General features: G+C 68.1%; 16 protein-coding genes and 1 pseudogene. 10 read left to right on the top strand and 7 right to left on the bottom strand.

Annotation, left to right across the window (positions count from 1 at the left end):
- Positions 1–312 (bottom strand): annotated as a pseudogene (locus tag AC1DHD_RS06895) (hypothetical protein); the annotation flags it as partial.
- 227 nt (positions 313–539) lie between these two features.
- Here AC1DHD_RS06895 and AC1DHD_RS06890 point away from each other — a divergent pair.
- Positions 540–1,514, top strand: coding sequence for a diacylglycerol/lipid kinase family protein (locus AC1DHD_RS06890; RefSeq protein WP_476879002.1), 975 nt, complete (start codon positions 540–542; stop codon positions 1,512–1,514).
- 48 nt (positions 1,515–1,562) lie between these two features.
- Here the strand turns inward: AC1DHD_RS06890 and mscL are convergent, their stop codons facing one another.
- Entirely contained in the window at positions 1,563–2,120 is a 558-nt protein-coding gene (gene mscL / locus AC1DHD_RS06885) for a large conductance mechanosensitive channel protein MscL (RefSeq protein WP_476879001.1), read from the bottom strand.
- Positions 2,121–2,304: 184 nt separating this feature from the next.
- On the opposite strand from mscL, the gene AC1DHD_RS06880 reads away from it, so the two are divergent.
- The 3 genes from AC1DHD_RS06880 (at position 2,305) to AC1DHD_RS06870 (ending at position 4,660) form a co-directional block, all read left to right on the top strand.
- On the top strand, positions 2,305–3,381 hold the full coding sequence (locus AC1DHD_RS06880) for an FUSC family protein (RefSeq protein WP_476879000.1): 1,077 nt from the start codon (positions 2,305–2,307) through the stop codon (positions 3,379–3,381).
- Positions 3,382–3,448: 67 nt separating this feature from the next.
- Complete coding sequence (locus tag AC1DHD_RS06875) at positions 3,449–4,222, top strand: IclR family transcriptional regulator (protein WP_476878999.1); 774 nt, start codon at positions 3,449–3,451, stop codon at positions 4,220–4,222.
- Positions 4,223–4,267: 45 nt separating this feature from the next.
- Complete coding sequence (locus AC1DHD_RS06870) at positions 4,268–4,660, top strand: nuclear transport factor 2 family protein (RefSeq protein WP_476878998.1); 393 nt, start codon at positions 4,268–4,270, stop codon at positions 4,658–4,660.
- An 8-nt stretch (positions 4,661–4,668) separates the two neighbouring features.
- Here the strand turns inward: AC1DHD_RS06870 and AC1DHD_RS06865 are convergent, their stop codons facing one another.
- From AC1DHD_RS06865 to purB, 4 genes are all read right to left on the bottom strand, one after another.
- Entirely contained in the window at positions 4,669–5,172 is a 504-nt protein-coding gene (locus tag AC1DHD_RS06865; RefSeq protein WP_476879003.1) for a GNAT family N-acetyltransferase, read from the bottom strand.
- 129 nt (positions 5,173–5,301) lie between these two features.
- Positions 5,302–5,973 (bottom strand): histidine phosphatase family protein, encoded by a 672-nt coding sequence (locus AC1DHD_RS06860; RefSeq protein WP_476878997.1) that lies wholly within the window; start codon positions 5,971–5,973, stop codon positions 5,302–5,304.
- Positions 5,974–6,018: 45 nt separating this feature from the next.
- The gene (locus AC1DHD_RS06855; protein ID WP_476878996.1) at positions 6,019–6,798 is read right to left on the bottom strand and encodes an endonuclease/exonuclease/phosphatase family protein; all 780 of its coding nucleotides are present in this window, start codon (positions 6,796–6,798) and stop codon (positions 6,019–6,021) included.
- Between the two features lie 235 nt (positions 6,799–7,033).
- A complete protein-coding gene (gene purB / locus AC1DHD_RS06850) occupies positions 7,034–8,476 on the bottom strand; it encodes an adenylosuccinate lyase (protein ID WP_476878995.1) in 1,443 nt (480 codons plus the stop codon).
- A gap of 193 nt (positions 8,477–8,669) precedes the next feature.
- On the opposite strand from purB, the gene AC1DHD_RS06845 reads away from it, so the two are divergent.
- On the top strand, positions 8,670–8,966 hold the full coding sequence (locus AC1DHD_RS06845; RefSeq protein ID WP_476878994.1) for a hypothetical protein: 297 nt from the start codon (positions 8,670–8,672) through the stop codon (positions 8,964–8,966).
- Between the two features lie 95 nt (positions 8,967–9,061).
- Positions 9,062–10,474, top strand: a complete 1,413-nt coding sequence (locus AC1DHD_RS06840) for a hypothetical protein (RefSeq protein WP_476878993.1) — start codon at positions 9,062–9,064, stop codon at positions 10,472–10,474.
- Here the strand turns inward: AC1DHD_RS06840 and AC1DHD_RS06835 are convergent.
- Positions 10,471–10,899 (bottom strand): phage holin family protein, encoded by a 429-nt coding sequence (locus AC1DHD_RS06835; protein WP_476878992.1) that lies wholly within the window; start codon positions 10,897–10,899, stop codon positions 10,471–10,473. The two genes, AC1DHD_RS06840 and AC1DHD_RS06835, sit on opposite strands and share 4 nt — an antisense overlap.
- Positions 10,900–10,958: 59 nt before the next feature.
- Between AC1DHD_RS06835 and AC1DHD_RS06830 the strand changes: the two genes are divergently transcribed.
- From AC1DHD_RS06830 to AC1DHD_RS06815, 4 genes are all read left to right on the top strand, one after another.
- A complete protein-coding gene (locus AC1DHD_RS06830; protein ID WP_476878991.1) occupies positions 10,959–12,077 on the top strand; it encodes a histidinol-phosphate transaminase in 1,119 nt (372 codons plus the stop codon).
- Between the two features lie 147 nt (positions 12,078–12,224).
- Positions 12,225–13,496 carry a thiamine pyrophosphate-dependent dehydrogenase E1 component subunit alpha gene (locus tag AC1DHD_RS06825; protein ID WP_476878990.1) on the top strand — a complete coding sequence of 424 codons (1,272 nt, stop codon included), beginning with the start codon at positions 12,225–12,227 and terminating at the stop codon, positions 13,494–13,496.
- A complete protein-coding gene (locus tag AC1DHD_RS06820; protein WP_476878989.1) occupies positions 13,493–14,473 on the top strand; it encodes an alpha-ketoacid dehydrogenase subunit beta in 981 nt (326 codons plus the stop codon). Before AC1DHD_RS06825 ends, AC1DHD_RS06820 begins: the two co-directional genes overlap by 4 nt.
- Positions 14,474–14,484: 11 nt before the next feature.
- On the top strand, positions 14,485–14,692 hold a 208-nt coding region (locus AC1DHD_RS06815), incomplete at its 3' end, for a biotin/lipoyl-containing protein (protein WP_476878988.1).

Raw genomic sequence — 14,692 nt, 5'->3', positions numbered from 1 at the left:
GTACAGCCGCGCGGCTCCGGCGGCCGTCAGGAAGGCAACGATCGAGGCCATCCAGCCCAGCTTCCATAGGACCAGCCAAAGGGCGACGCCGGCCGGCACCATCGCCAGGGCAAAGACCACCCCGCGTACGGTGTTTTCCGGTGCAGCGGCCCGGACGGCGGGAATCGGGAAGGCCGGCGCCTGTGCCTGCCGGTGGCCGGGAGAATCCGGCCACGGCGCCCCGTCCGGCCAGTGCTGGCCGTGAACCGGCCGGGCGCCCCCAACGGACTCGGATTCATTTCTGGCGTCAAAATCTGAGCGCTCTGTCATCATTCCCCCAAATGAGATGAGTGATTCCGGTCCCCTCTGGGCCGGTAAATCCCGCTTAGTCTGGCACAACCCGGCCCGGAAATGATGATTTGCCCCGCAGCTATTACGGGACTGGCTACGCAGGGGCAGGCGGCACCGTCCATGCAGTGCACTGCCGGGCCGGTAAAACCGCTCTCTCGCTATAGGATTTCCCTGCGGGACCCATCCCGCCCACACGCCCGAAGGACACCATGCCACAGACCAATGCCGCGCAGGACGAATCCGTCCAGGCCGATGCCGCACAGGACTCCTCCGTCCAGCTCAAGCGCGCCGCCGTGATCATCAACCCCATGAAGTCCTCCGGCGAGGATTTCAAGGCCTCCTTCTACCGCCTCTGCGAGACGCAGGGCTGGGCGGAACCGCTCTGGCTGGAGACCACGGCCGAGGACACCGGMCTGGGCCAGGCGCGCGAGGCGCTCGAGGCAGGGGCCGACGTCGTTATTGCCGCCGGCGGCGACGGAACCGTGCGCTGTGTGGCCGAGGTCCTTGCGGGCACCGGGACCCCGATGGGCCTGGTCCCGATGGGTACGGGCAACCTGCTGGCCCGCAACATCGGGGTCGACATCACGGATCCGGTGGCCGCCAGCTACGACGTCCTGAACGGCTCCGACATCAAGGTGGACGTGGTGAAGGCACGCCTTGACCACTCCGAGGACGAGCAGGTCTTCCTGGTCATGGCCGGCCTTGGCTACGACGCGGCGATCATGGCGAACACCGTGGACGAACTCAAGGACCGTGTGGGCTGGCTCGCCTACGTGGAGGCCGGTATCCGGCACCTGCCCGGCAAGCCGGTGAAAGCCAGGATCAGCATCGACGGACAGCACCCGGTGCGCCGCCGGATCCGCAGCGTTATGGTGGGCAACTGCGGCAAGATCACCGGCGGCATCGAAGTCTTCCCTGACGCCAAGATCGATGACAACATCCTGGACGTCCTGCTCCTGGCCCCGGTAGGCAGGTTCGGCTGGTTCAACGTCCTCGCCGGCATGTTCGGCCGCAAGAAGGGCAAGAGCAAGGCCGTGGAGTACTTCGCCGGGAAGTCCGCGGAAATCAGCCTCGACCACGAGCAGGAGTTCCAGCTCGACGGCGACCACATTGGCAAGGCCAAGCACCTCATGGTTGAGGTGGAGCACGAAGCCCTGACGATCAGGATGACGAAGGCGGCCTAGCCCTCACCGCCGGGCCGGCCGCGCGCACCGCTGCCGCGCCCGGCCCGGTTAGCGGGAGCGTCCGCCGGTGAACTCCGCCGTCCGGCCAGGCTCTGCTCCCTCACGAGACCCCGCTCCCTCGCGAGACTCTGCGGCGGCGCCGTCGCTATCCGTCGCGACGCCAGCGCCGTCCGCGCTGCCGCGATCCGCCGCGCCCGCTCCGCTGCCGGCCAGCGACGCCAGCAGGTCCCGGATCTCCGCCAGCAACGCGGTGTCCGCCGGGATGGGCTTCTCCTCGGGTTCCGGGGCGGCCAGCCGGTGCTTGACCATCCGGTTGATCCTGTTCATCGGGGCCACAAAGATGAAGTACACCACCCCGGCCGTGATGAGGAACGTTACGAACGCCGTCATCACAGCTCCGATGTTCACGAAGGTCTTGGCGTTGCCGGGCCATACGGAAAAACCGAGGCCCTGGGTCTCCACGCCGCCCGCTGCCGCGATGATCGGGTTGACGATGTTGGTAGTGAACGCGGTGACCAGGGCCGTGAAGGCGGTACCGACGACGACGGCGATGGACAGTTCGATCACGTTGCCGCGAAGGATGAAGTCTTTGAATCCTTTGAGCATGGGTCCTCCGGAGTGAGCCGTACGGGTGGTTCAACCGATAGACGCTACCACCTCCGCCGCCGGCCCCGCCCTTCCGTTGAACGGAAGCCAAGGGGCCGCAGGCCACCGGGAAAGCATACGATTCAGCTGGATGCCAGTGCCGCCGTCGACCCCAACCGACTGCCAGGAAAGGCCGTTCCCGTCCGTGAAGGCTGCTAACTTCTTCGCCGAAATGTTCTCCGTGGCGCCAGCCAACAAGGACCACCAGGTCGCGATCCGCTGCGCCGTCGGTGTCTTCGTGCCGCTGATCACCCTGGTGCTTCTTGGCCGGCTGGATCTGGCCATTTTCGCTTCGTTCGGCGCCTTCACCGGTATCTACGGACGCAACGAGCCCCACGGCCGGCGGTTTGTCCTGCAGCTGCGCGCCGGCACCCTGATGCTGGCCGTGATGCTGCTCAGCGCGCTGACGGCCCGCGCCGGCACGGCCTTGGCGCTGACCCCCGGCGGCACCATCTGGCTGCAGGTCCTGGCGACCACCCTGGTGGCCGGCGGCTGCTCGCTGGTGGTGGCGTGGTGGCGGTTGCGCCCCGCGGGGTCGCTGTTCCATATCTTCGCGTTCGCGGCCATCGCCTCGATCCCCAGCCAGCCGCCGCTGTGGCAGGGCATGCTGGTGGCTGTCCTGACGGTGGTGTTCTCGCTGCTGATCGGTTTGTCCGCCCGCGTCGCGCCCAGCCGGCGGCAGCCGTGGGTGTGGTCGCCGCCGCCGCGCCTGAACGCCGCCGAACGCCGCGTCGCGGGCCTGGAAGCTGTGGGGTATCTGGTCGCCGCGGGCCTGGCGGGCAGCCTGGCCACGCTGGTGGGCGGAAGCCTCGGGTTCGGCCACAACTACTGGGCCATGGTGGCGGCCGTTGTGCCGTTGGTCGGGCACAGCACCCGGCACCGGATCAGCCGCGGGGTGCAGCGCATCATCGGCACGGCGTTGGGACTGGTGCTGCTGGCGGCGATCCTGCTGCTGCAGCCGGCCCCCTGGCAGACCGTCCTGGTGATCGCCGCGTGCCAGTTCGGCGCCGAGATGTTCATTGCCCGGCAGTACATGCTGGCGCAGGTGTTCGTCACCCCCCTCGCGCTGATCTCAACCCTCCTGGTGGCCCCGGTGCCCGCTGGAACGCTGCTGCGGGACCGCCTGATGGAGACCCTCATCGGAGCCGCCGTCGGCGTCGGCGTTGTGCTGGCACCCGCGCCGTGGCGGCGGATGGTCCCGCCGTCACGCGGGCGCGCCTGACCGTTCAATGGAAGACTGGCACCGTTAGGCACCAGTCGGGGCGGTCAACAGTGCGGAGGCGGGAAGCGTGGCAAATTCCGGGTCGGGGGATTCCGTGGTGGACCGCGTTGTCCGCCTGCTGGAGTCGTTCCCTGAGGGTTCGGCCCTGCCACTCTCCGATCTCGCCGACCGGGCCGGCCTTCCACTGACCTCGGCCCACCGGCTGGTCCGGCAACTGGCCGGGCACGGGCTGCTGGAACTCGGCGCCGGCGGGTCCGTCCGGCTGGGGCTGCGGCTGTGGGAACTCGTGAACCGGAATTCGCCCACCCTGGCCCTGCGGCAGGCTGCCATGCCGTTTATGGAAGACATCCAGCAGGTGCTGCACCAGAATGTGAACCTCGCCGTGCTGGACGGCTGGGATGCATTGTTCGTCGAGCGCCTCTCGCGGCGCGGCTCGGTGGTGAACCGGGCGAAGGTTGCCGGCCGGATGCCCGTGCACCTGTCCTCGGCCGGGCTGGCCCTGATGGCCCACCAGCCTGCCGCGGTCCAGGCGGAGTATCTTCGCCAGTTCAACGATCCTGCCGGCGCCCTCCGCCCCGGTGACGTCCGGCGCCTGCTGGGCGGAGCCGCCGCCGACGGGTTCGCCCAGTTGGCCGGGGTGGTCGATGCCGATACGTGGGGGATCGCAGTACCCGTGCGGGACGCCCGGAAGCGGACCGTCGCGGCCCTCGGCGTCGTGGTTCCACTGCAGGAAATGCGGCTGCAGGCGCTGGTGCCGGCACTGCAGACCGCGGCCCGCGGAATCGGGCGCCGGCTGGCCGATTCGCCATCGACAGCACCCCGGGCCGGGACTAGCCTTTAACCGTCCCAGCATGACCCGCCAAGGACGGTAGAGAGGTGTCCGATCATGGGAAACGCAGAGAATGTTGAATTGGTCCGGCGAGGATACGAGGCCTTCAATTCAGGGGATATGGCGACTCTTGTCGAGATCTTCGCGGAGGACGCAGTCTGGCACGTTGCGGGGAGCGGCGTGCTGTCAGGAACCAAGCAGGGCCGCGATGCCGTCCTGGCGTACTTCGGCGAGCTGGGCGCCCGCACGCAGGGCAATTTCCGGGCCGACGTTGAGGACATTGTTGGCGGTGACAAGCATACGGTAGMGATCCAGCGCACCCACGGCGAAGCCAACGGCAAGACCCTCGACATGGGAACCATCATCACGTTTGTGCTCCGCGACGGAAAAGTCGCTGAAGGCCGGGAGTATTTCGAGGACACGGCCAAAGCGGACGATTTCTGGACCTGAGCGAACCCCTAGGCCATGGCCGTGTGGGCGGCGCTGTGCGAGTCGATCGCCTTGGCGAAGCAGTACGAGTGGTCCAGGCCCACGTACGGTCCGAAGTTGGGGACCGGAGTGAAGCCTGAATTCTGGTAGAACTGCCGGCCGTCGGTCTGCACCGATCCTGCCTCGGCAGTGAGCGTGGTGATGCCCAGGGCGTGGGCGTGGCCTTCCAGGGCGGCCAGGATGGAGCTGGCCACTCCCGAGCCCCGCGTGTACGGCAGCACGTAGAGCCGCTTGATCTCGGCGGTGTGCTCATCAAGCAGCCGGAGGCCGCCGCAGCCGACGGGCTGGCCGGACGCCTTGTCGTGCGCCACGAGGAAGACCGCCGAGTCGGCTTCCGACGGCGGCGCCCCGGCCTCGTGTTCACCGTGGCCAAAGCGTGCATCCAGTTCCGCCTGCTGGGCAGCCCGCAGGTCGGCGCCCACCGGGTGCGACCAGGGGACCTGCCTGATGTTGAGACGCGGGTTGGTCTGCATCATTGCCTCGATTCGCCGAAGGGTTATGCAGACCTAGGCTAGGCAGGCGCCGTTTCCGTGGTGTTTCCGCCGCGTAAGGGGTGCGAGAATTCCCGGCCCCCGGCCGTGGGCACGCGGCCCCGGCTCAGCTCAGGCGGGGCGGCCCGTGGGGTCTTCGGCCGTCGGGTCCGCCAGGGCGAGGCCACCCACCGGGCTGTCGTCCCAGTGGATCAGCCGCCACCCGGCGTCGGGATCCCCTTCGAGGGCCACGATGCCGGTGTTGGCGAGCACGTGCCGCGCGGCGAACTCTGCCCCGACATTGCCGGCGCGCAAACCGGTCCAGACGCGGATTGCGGCGCCGTGGCTGACGACGGCGACGGCGTCGTCGTCCCCGCGGCCGGCGGCAGCCGCCGCGATCCTGGCGATGGACGCGTCGTACCGTTCGAAGAAGTCATGGCCGCTGGGCCCCGCTGGCATCCGCCGGTCGAGGTCACCCGCGGCCCAGGCAAACACGGTGCCCAGGTAGCGCAGGTGGGATTCGCGGTCGGTGAGTTTCTCCAGCGCACCGGCCTCGATTTCCCGCAGGCCTTCCAGCACCTCGATCTCCAGGCCGCGGGCGGCAGCGAGCGGCGTGGCGGTGAGCTGGGTGCGCAGCAGGGTCGAGGCGTAGAGCAGGCCTATCCGCTGGGTGGCCAGGGAGCGGGCCAGGGCGGCCGCCTGGCGTTCACCGAGTTCCGTCAGGCCGGGCCCGGGGTGGGCCGTATCCAGTTGCCCCAGGACGTTGCCCGGAGTCTGCCCATGGCGGATCAGCAAAAGCCTCATGCCAGCGAGTTTACCGGCGGGGAAGCGGGCCCGGGCGGGCATTACCTAGGGGATCAGGACGGTGGCCTGGATCGGGGCGTGGTCGCTGGGATAACGGTCGCCGAGCCGGAACGTGTTGACGGCGGCCTCGGCAACGTGGATGTCAGGGGTGACGGCGATCCAGTCGATGCGCCGTTCGCCCACCACCGGGTCCTTGTAGTTGGGGAAAGTACCGTAGGCCGGGGTCAGGCGTTCCTGCGCGACCGTCCATGAGTCACGGAACGCGCCGCTGTCCACCAGTGTGCTGTACGCCCCGGAGGCGCCGGCGTCGGCGTTGAAATCGCCCATCAGGACGGTGGGGAGGCCCTGTTCAAAGCGCGTGGCGTGGTCCACGAGGGCCTCGGCGCTGCGCAGCTGGGCGTTCTCCGATTCGTGGTCGAAGTGGGTATTGACCACCATTAGCTCGCGGCCGGTGCGGTTGTCCTCGAACCGGCCCCACGTGGCGATCCGGGTGACGTTGTTCCCCCAGGTCGCCGAGCCGACCACCGCGGGGGTGTCCGACAGCCAGAACTGGTCCCAGTCCCGCAGCGTGAGGCGGCGGGAATCGAAGAAGATGCTGGAGTGCTCGCCGGCGCTGCCGCCGTCGCGGCCATGGCCGATCATCCGGTAATGCTCGGGGAGGGCCTCATCGATGACGGCCAGCTGGTGCTCGAGGCCCTCCTGGATGCCCAGCACGTCGGGCAGCTCCTCGGCCAGGACGGCCTGCAGGGCGGGAATGCGCTCCGGCCAGTAGTCCGCCTCGCCGGGAAGGGCCGCCGGGATGTCGCAGCGGATGTTGAAGCTCATCAGGCTCAGCCCGGCCGCGCGGGGGTCGTCGGGATCCGGGCGTGGGCCTGGTCCGGGGTCCGTGTCGGCGGCCGGACGGGGGCCGGCCGGAATAGTCCGTGCTCTCGACTCAGTGTCGGTCGGCAAGGGGTCTCCTCGTGTCGGTAACAGTCCCAGCTTTCCCCCGGAAGCTGGCCGGTCCTCGACGGCCGCGTAAACGGCGGCCTGCCGGAAGGTTAAATCCGAGTGGCTGCGGCTACGCCAGGTGGTCGACCAGCTTCTCCGCGATGCCGGTGTACTTGCCCGGGGTCAGGGCCAGGAGCCGGGCTTCGGCGTCCGCGGACAGCCCCAGGCCCTGCACGAATTCCTGCATCCGGGCGGCGTCGACGCGCTGGCCGCGGGTCAGGTCCTTGAGCCGTTCGTACGGGTTTTCCATGCCTTCGACGCCGGCGATCGCCTCGGCGCGCATCACCATCTGGATGGCCTCGCCGAGGACCTCCCAGTTGGTGTCCAGGTCCTTGGCCAGCACGGCCTCCGCGACGTCCAGGCGGTCCAGTCCCTTGGCCACGTTGGAGATGGCCAGCAGGGAGTGGCCGAATGCCACACCGATATTGCGCTGCGAGGAGGAGTCCGTGAGGTCGCGCTGCCAGCGCGAGGTCACCAGGGTGGAGCCCAGCACGTCCAGGAGCCCGGAGGAAATCTCCAGGTTGGCCTCGGCGTTCTCGAAGCGGATCGGGTTGACCTTGTGCGGCATGGTCGAAGACCCGGTGGCTCCGGCGACCGGAATCTGCGCGAAGTAGCCGATCGAGATGTAGCTCCAGATGTCGGTGCAGACATTGTGCAGGATGCGGTTGAAGCGTGCGACGTCGGCGTACAGCTCGGCCTGCCAGTCGTGGCTTTCGATCTGGGTGGTCAGCGGGTTCCAGTCCAGGCCGAGCGTCTCCACGAAGCTCTTGGCGACCTGCTCCCAGTCGGCGCCCGGTACGGAGGCGACGTGTGCGGCGTAGGTGCCGGTGGCGCCGTTGATTTTGCCGAGGTATTCGGTCCGGGCGATGCGGTCCAGCTGGCGGGTCAGCCGGTGGGTGATCACGGCCAGCTCCTTGCCCAGCGTGGTGGGGGTCGCCGGCTGGCCGTGCGTGCGGGAGAGCATCGGAACCGCACGGTTGGCTTCGGCCATCGAGCTGATCTGGGCGACGAGCTTGCGGGCTGCGGGCAGCCACACGTCCTCGACGGCGCCCTTGACCCCGAGCGCGTAGGAAAGGTTGTTGATGTCCTCCGAGGTGCAGCCGAAGTGCACCATGGCCGTCAGGTGTTCGATCCCGATGCCCGGCAGCCGCCGGCCGATGTAGTACTCCACCGCCTTGACGTCATGCACGGTGACAGCCTCGATCTCGGCCAGCTCGGACACAGACGCGGCGTCGAATTCGGTAACAATGGCGCGCAGCTGATCCTGCTGTGCGCTTGTCAGCGGGCCGGCTCCGGGCAGCACGTTGTTGCTGGTCAGGTGGATGAGCCATTCAACTTCGACGGCGACCCGGTCACGGTTCAGGGCGGCCTCGGACAGGTAGTCAACCAGCGGGGCGACCGCCGACTGGTAGCGGCCGTCCAGCGGGCCGAGCGCGATCTGGTGGTCGGACGCGGCAAGGGCCAGGCGTCCGGAAGGCGTGCGGGTCTCAGCTGTGGCGGCAGTTTCAGGCATGGTCCAATTCTTTCATGAAGTCCCGCCGGGCCTGAAGCGGGCCGTTGCGTATGACATCCAGCAGAGTGCTTTCCGCTCCCCAACCCCCGCCCGAGGAAGGTTTTCCACATAGTGTCCCGGCCGCCTTATCCCGGCCCACACCCGGGACCTAACGTCGAATCACCAATAAGACGGCGAGGGAAGGTAGCTAACCATGAGCGCCACAGTTACGGCCGCAGAGGCTGCAGCGTGCGCCTCCCGAGGGTACGAGGTGCAGGAACTGGCGGCCAGGACGGTGTCCTGCGCCGAGCAGGCCGGGGAGGCCCTGGCCCGGCTCAGCCAGCTTGAACTTCACGGCTGGCAATCTCCGGCCGGCCGCGCCTACCGCGTCACGATGTCACTGGAGGCGGCCTCGTTGCGCCGGGCACGTGACCACCTGCAGGACGCGGCCGGCGTGGTCCTGCGGCATGCCGGGAACGTGGTGCTCTCCTCCGGACGTGCGGGCTACTGATGGCGGAAGTAACGCCGTCCGGGTCCGGCGAGGTTCCACGTCCTGCTCCGCCGCGGCCCGACGGGATGCTGCAGATCCGGGGCGGAATCGGCGGCGTGAGTTTCCAGTTCGAGGAGCTGCTGGCGGGCGCGGCTGCCCTGGATGGCATTGTGCGCCAGCTTTACGCCGTGGAGGCCGGAGCCGACGCCGTGCGCCGGGCGCTCTTCGACTACCAGCAGGATTCCTACCGCAGCGGCAGCGATGCCATCATCGCGGTAGGCGAGGCCGGGCGGGACGTCGGCGCCGTGCGGGCCGAGCTGGAACACATCGCGAATGGGGTCCGGGCCAGTCACCGGGAGTACGAATACACCGAGTCCCGTAATGCCCTGCTGCTCCGGCTGGGCATCTCCGCCCCGGGCTACGGCTCTGCGCCCGGGCTCTTCGAACTCCCGGGAGTCCGCGACCAAGTGGAACGCGGCGTTGCGATGGCGCCGCGTGGGCTGGCGCTGCTCCTGGGCCTGCAGTTCCCGCTCGCCGGTGCCATCTATGCGCTCGGCGGCCCCGCCGACGTCCGGTCAGCCGTCCGGGACCTCGCCAACACGCCGGGGCTGGGATTCCTGAAACCACGCCCGGTCACCGTCGTGGGCAGCGATACAACGGTGGCCGACGTCGACGTCTCCCCGGCCGGATTGCTGCGGCGGGCCGGGGCTGTGGGCCGGAACAGCGGTGACATCGAGGTGATTCGGATCGACGGCGGGATCCGGCGCGCCTGGGTGCTCATCATCCCCGGGACGCAACTGGGCGGACTGCCGGCGGGATCAAACCCCTTCGACACGGCCGGTATCGCCGAGGGGCTTGGCTACGACTCGGAAGCGACCAGCGTGGCCATCCGGCAGGCTATGCGGGAGGCAGGAGCGGAAGCTGGCGAGCAGATCGCAGTGGTCGGCTACAGCCAGGGCGGAATTCACGCCATGAACCTCAGCCGGGACAAGGCATTCCTGTCCGAATTCGACCTCAAGTACGTCCTGACCGCCGGCTCACCGGTGGGCGGCATTACCCCGGAGCCGGGGATCAGCAGCCTGCACCTTGAACACCAGCACGACTGGGTGCCGGGGGCCGACGGGCAAGCCAACGCCGACACAAAGGACCGTGTCACGGTCACGCTGACCAACGACCTCGCACTGCCTCCGGAGCAGGGGTTTGGCCTCGGACCGGGCCACAACCTTGAAAACTACGCAGAAGGGGCCGAAGCCGTTTCGGCCAGTACGGATCCCTCGTTGCAGGCTTCCACTGCCGCGCTCGCCGGTGTGGTGGGTGCGGGTGGCCGCGCGACCGTGACGCGCTTTTCCCTGCGGCGCGAACTGCCGCCCGCGAAGGGCGTCGTGACGGCTCCGGGCCCGGGCCCGGGCCGCGTTGTCACCGGCCCGTCCTTGGCACCGCCGGCGGCGCGGCCTGGCCTGCCCTCGGCCCGTCCCGCGCCGCGCTCCGGGCAGGCCCCGCAGCCTGTGCCGGCCGGGGTGCCGGGTTAGCGCCGGCGGCCGCCCGGAAGCCGGCCTGCCACTAGGGAGACCACCGTGATGATGATGGCAGCGAGGACAGCGGTCCAGAAGAACGAATCAATGGTGAAGTGGACCGGAGTGTAGGCGCTCAGCCAGGAGGTGATGTAAAGCATCGCGGCGTTGATGACAATCGTGAACAGGCCCAGGGTGAGGATGGTGAGTGGCAGCGAGAGCAGGCTGACCAAGGGCTTGACCAAGGCATTGACCAGCCCGAAGATGAGCCCGATGAACAGATACGCCAGGATGATCCCGATCGTGTCCGTGCCCTGGGTGACGCCGCTTTTGGCCACGGCACCCGTGGTTGCGGTGGTGGAGATGTCCAGGCCGGGGAGGATCCAGCTGGCGATCCACAGGGCCAGTGCATTGACGATGACCCGCACGAAAAGTGAGCGCATGGCCCCATGCTGTCACATGATCCGTTGTGCCGGCAGGAGGGCGAAGTAGGCTAAGAAGCATGACTTCATCAGACAACCAGGCCGGCGAGATCCGCCCGCGGCCGGTAGTAGACCTCCTTCCCCGCTACGCGGCCGGCAAACCCCCGGTTCCGGTCGAGGGGCTCGTGAGCTACAAACTTTCCTCCAATGAAAACCCCCTGCCCCCGATTCCTGCAGTGCAGCAGGCCATCGCAGCGCAGACAGACTTCAACCGGTACCCGGACCCCCTGAGCAGCAAGTTGCGCGGGGCGCTGGCAAGCTTCCTGGACGTTCCCGCCGAGGACATCGTCACGGGTGCCGGCAGCCTCGGCGCCCTGAACCAGCTTCTGGCCACGTTCGCAGGCCAGAACGACGACGGCAAGGCCGACGAGGTGATCTACGCCTGGCGGTCCTTCGAGGCTTATCCAATCAGCGTTGGTCTTGCCGGTGCCGAGAGTGTCCAGGTCCCGTTGCTGGCAGACGGCCGGCACGACCTCGACGCGATGGCTGCTGCCGTGACCGCGCGCACGAGGGTGATCCTGCTGTGCACCCCGAACAACCCCACCGGGCCCATCCTCACCACGGGGGAGACCGAGCGTTTCCTGGCAACCGTCCCGTCGGACGTTGTGGTGGTCATTGACGAGGCCTACCAGGAGTTTGTCCGGGCCCAGGACGCCGTCGACGGCATCGCGATGTACCGCAAACACCCGAACGTCGTGGTGCTCCGCACGTTCTCCAAAGCGCACGGCCTGGCCGGCCTGCGCGTGGGTTACAGCGTGTCGCGCCCCGAGCTCACCCAGCACCTGCGCGTCACGGCTACACCCTTCGCGGTATCCCAGATTGCCGAAGTCGCCGCCGTCACCTCGCTGGAGCATTTTGACGAGGTTGTAGAAAGGGTACAAAGCCTGGTGGAGGAGCGCGATCGCGTGACGGCCGGGCTGCGGGATCTGGGATGGTTCGTTCCGGACGCCCAGGGGAACTTCGTCTGGCTCAATCTCGGCGAAAACAGCGCCGAATTCGCCGCACTGGCGGGGGAGCGGGCGCTGTCCGTGCGGGCCTTCGGCAACGAAGGGGTCCGCGTTAGCATCGGCGAATCCGAGGCCAACACGCGCTTCCTGGAATTGTGTGCGATCTATACAAAAGGCCCGCGGCGTTCCTAGCGCTTAACATGACGCCCGCCGGGAACCCGCTACGGATAAAGTAGGGACGAGTAAGCCAAAATATATGCCGGATCAGGAATGTATTCCTGATCCGGCATATATCCCAGCTATTGCGACGCATGCGAGTGCGGCAGGCAAGGAGACGGTATGGGCGCCACACATCTGCCCGCTACCGAGTTCGATGGAACCGACGTGGACGACCAGCGCGAGGCGCAGGCCGAGGCTGTGCTGGGCGACCCGGACGTGCCGATGGTCCAGCTCCTGGGCCCGGACGGGACCCTCGGCTCCGATCCGGTGTTTTCCGAGTACGCAGCCCGCCTTGATGCCGGCAAACTCCGCGGTTTCTACGCCGATATGGCCAAGATCCGGCGGTTCGACGTCGAAGCCACCGCGCTGCAGCGGCAGGGCCAGCTGGCGCTCTGGGTGCCGCTGACCGGCCAGGAGGCGGCGCAGATCGGTTCCGGGCGGGCGAGCCAGCCGCAGGACTACATCTTCCCCACTTACCGGGAGCATGGGGTGGCGCTGACCCGCGACGTCGATCTCGCCGAGCTGCTCCGGCAATTCCGGGGTGTGTCCAACGGCGGCTGGAACCCCAAAGACACCAACTTCCATCTCTACACGCTGGTCCTCGCCGCGCAGACCCCGCACGCCGTCGGCTACGCCATGGGCATCCAGCGCGACCAGAAGCTGGCCGCAGCCAACGCGGCCGCCGGGGATGGTGCGCCGGCCGCGGCGGCACCCAAGGCCGCCGTTATGGTCTACTTCGGCGACGGCGCCAGCTCCGAGGGCGACGTCCACGAGTCCATGGTTTTCGCTTCCTCGTACAACGCCCCTGTTGTGTTCTTCTGCCAGAACAACCACTGGGCCATCTCCGTGCCCACAGCCGTGCAGACCCGCATTCCGCTCTCCAACCGCGCCAAGGGCTACGGCTTCCCGGGCATCCGGGTGGACGGCAACGACGTGATCGCCGTCCATGCCGTGACCGAATGGGCCCTGGAGCGCGCCCGCGAAGGCAAGAGCCCGGTGCTGATCGAGGCCTTCACCTACCGCGTCGGCGCCCACACCACGGCCGATGACCCCACGAAGTACCGCCCCTCGGAGGAAGAGGACAGCTGGCGCGCCAAGGACCCGCTGGAGCGCCTGGAAAAGTACCTTCGGGCCCAGGGCCTGGCCGATGACGCGTTCTTCGAACAGGTAAAGGCCGACGGCGACGAACTCGCAGCTTATGTGCGCCGGACCATCCATGACCTCGGAACCCCGGACATCCGGACGGCCTTCGCCAACACCTATGCCGAGGCCCACCCGCTGGTGGCCGAAGAGCTGGCGTGGTTCGAGGAATACAGTGCAGGTTTTGCCGATGAGACCGGCGCCCCCGGGCAGCAAGCAGCCGAGGCCGACACGGAGGGGGCGCAGCGATGACCACCATGACCATTGCCAAGGCCATCAACGAGGGCCTGCGCGCGACCCTGGCCAACAACCCCCGCACCCTGCTGATGGGCGAGGACATCGGCCCGCTGGGCGGCGTTTACCGGGTTACCGACGGACTCATCGGCGAATTCGGTGCAGACCGCGTGGTGGACACCCCGCTGGCCGAGTCTGGCATTATCGGTACCGCGATCGGCCTGGCGCTGAGCGGCTACCGGCCGGTCTGCGAGATCCAGTTCGACGGCTTTGTCTTCCCCGGCTTCAACCAGATCACCACCCAGCTGGCCAAGATGCACTCGCGCAGCAACGGCAACCTCACCGTCCCCGTGGTGATCCGCATCCCCTACGGCGGCGGCATCGGCTCGATCGAGCACCACTCGGAGTCGCCCGAGGCGCTCTTCGCCCACACCGCCGGGCTGCGAATCATCACCCCGTCCAACCCGCAGGACGCCTACTGGATGATCCAGCAGGCCGTCGACTGCCTGGACCCCGTGATCGTCTTCGAGCCGAAACGGCGGTACTGGCTCAAGGGCGACGTCGACACCGCCTCCCCCGGCCAGTCCGACGACCCGTTCAAGGCCCACGTGCTGCGGGCCGGGACTGAGGCGACCGTCGTGGCCTACGGCCCGCTGGTGCCCGTCGCCCTCGCGGCGGCCGCAGCCGCGGCCGAGGACGGCCACAGCGTCGAAGTCATCGACCTGCGCTCCATCTCGCCCATCGATTTCGACACCGTCACGGAGTCTGTCCGGAAGACGGGACGGCTGATCGTCGCCCACGAGGCACCCACGTTCGGAGGCATCGGCGGCGAGATCGYCGCCCGGGTCAGCGAACGTGCGTTCCACTCCCTGGAAGCCCCGGTCATCCGCGTCGGCGGCTTCCATATGCCGTACCCGGTCGCCAAAGTGGAGGAAGACTACCTGCCGGACATCGACCGCATCCTAGAGGCGCTGGACCGCGCCCTCGCCTACTGACGGGGATTTCCATGACCGTGAACAAGTTCAACCTTCCCGACGTCGGCGAGGGCCTCACCGAAGCCGAAATCGTGTCCTGGAAGGTCAAGGCTGGCGACACCGTGGCCGTCAATGACGTGCTGTGCGAGATCGAGACCGCCAAGTCCCTCGTCGAGTTGCCGTCCCCGTACGCCGGAAGGGTCGCCGAACTGCTGGTCGCCGAGGGTGTCGCGGTGGACG

The organism is Arthrobacter sp. 05L45_2 (assembly GCF_056397525.1).
Note: the sequence above shows the minus strand (reverse complement) of the source record. Positions and strands in the feature narration are given on the sequence as shown.

Bases quoted from the DNA above. Each gene is read 5' to 3' on its own strand.
- mscL (WP_476879001.1), bottom strand. From the start codon at position 2,120: ATGCTCAAAGGATTCAAAGACTTCATCCTTCGCGGCAACGTGATCGAA.
- AC1DHD_RS06865 (WP_476879003.1), bottom strand. From the start codon at position 5,172: ATGCAGACCAACCCGCGTCTCAACATCAGGCAGGTCCCCTGGTCGCAC.
- AC1DHD_RS06860 (WP_476878997.1), bottom strand. From the start codon at position 5,973: ATGAGGCTTTTGCTGATCCGCCATGGGCAGACTCCGGGCAACGTCCTG.
- AC1DHD_RS06855 (WP_476878996.1), bottom strand. From the start codon at position 6,798: ATGAGCTTCAACATCCGCTGCGACATCCCGGCGGCCCTTCCCGGCGAG.
- purB (WP_476878995.1), bottom strand. From the start codon at position 8,476: ATGCCTGAAACTGCCGCCACAGCTGAGACCCGCACGCCTTCCGGACGC.
- AC1DHD_RS06845 (WP_476878994.1), top strand. From the start codon at position 8,670: ATGAGCGCCACAGTTACGGCCGCAGAGGCTGCAGCGTGCGCCTCCCGA.
- AC1DHD_RS06835 (WP_476878992.1), bottom strand. From the start codon at position 10,899: ATGCGCTCACTTTTCGTGCGGGTCATCGTCAATGCACTGGCCCTGTGG.
- AC1DHD_RS06830 (WP_476878991.1), top strand. From the start codon at position 10,959: ATGACTTCATCAGACAACCAGGCCGGCGAGATCCGCCCGCGGCCGGTA.
- AC1DHD_RS06825 (WP_476878990.1), top strand. From the start codon at position 12,225: ATGGGCGCCACACATCTGCCCGCTACCGAGTTCGATGGAACCGACGTG.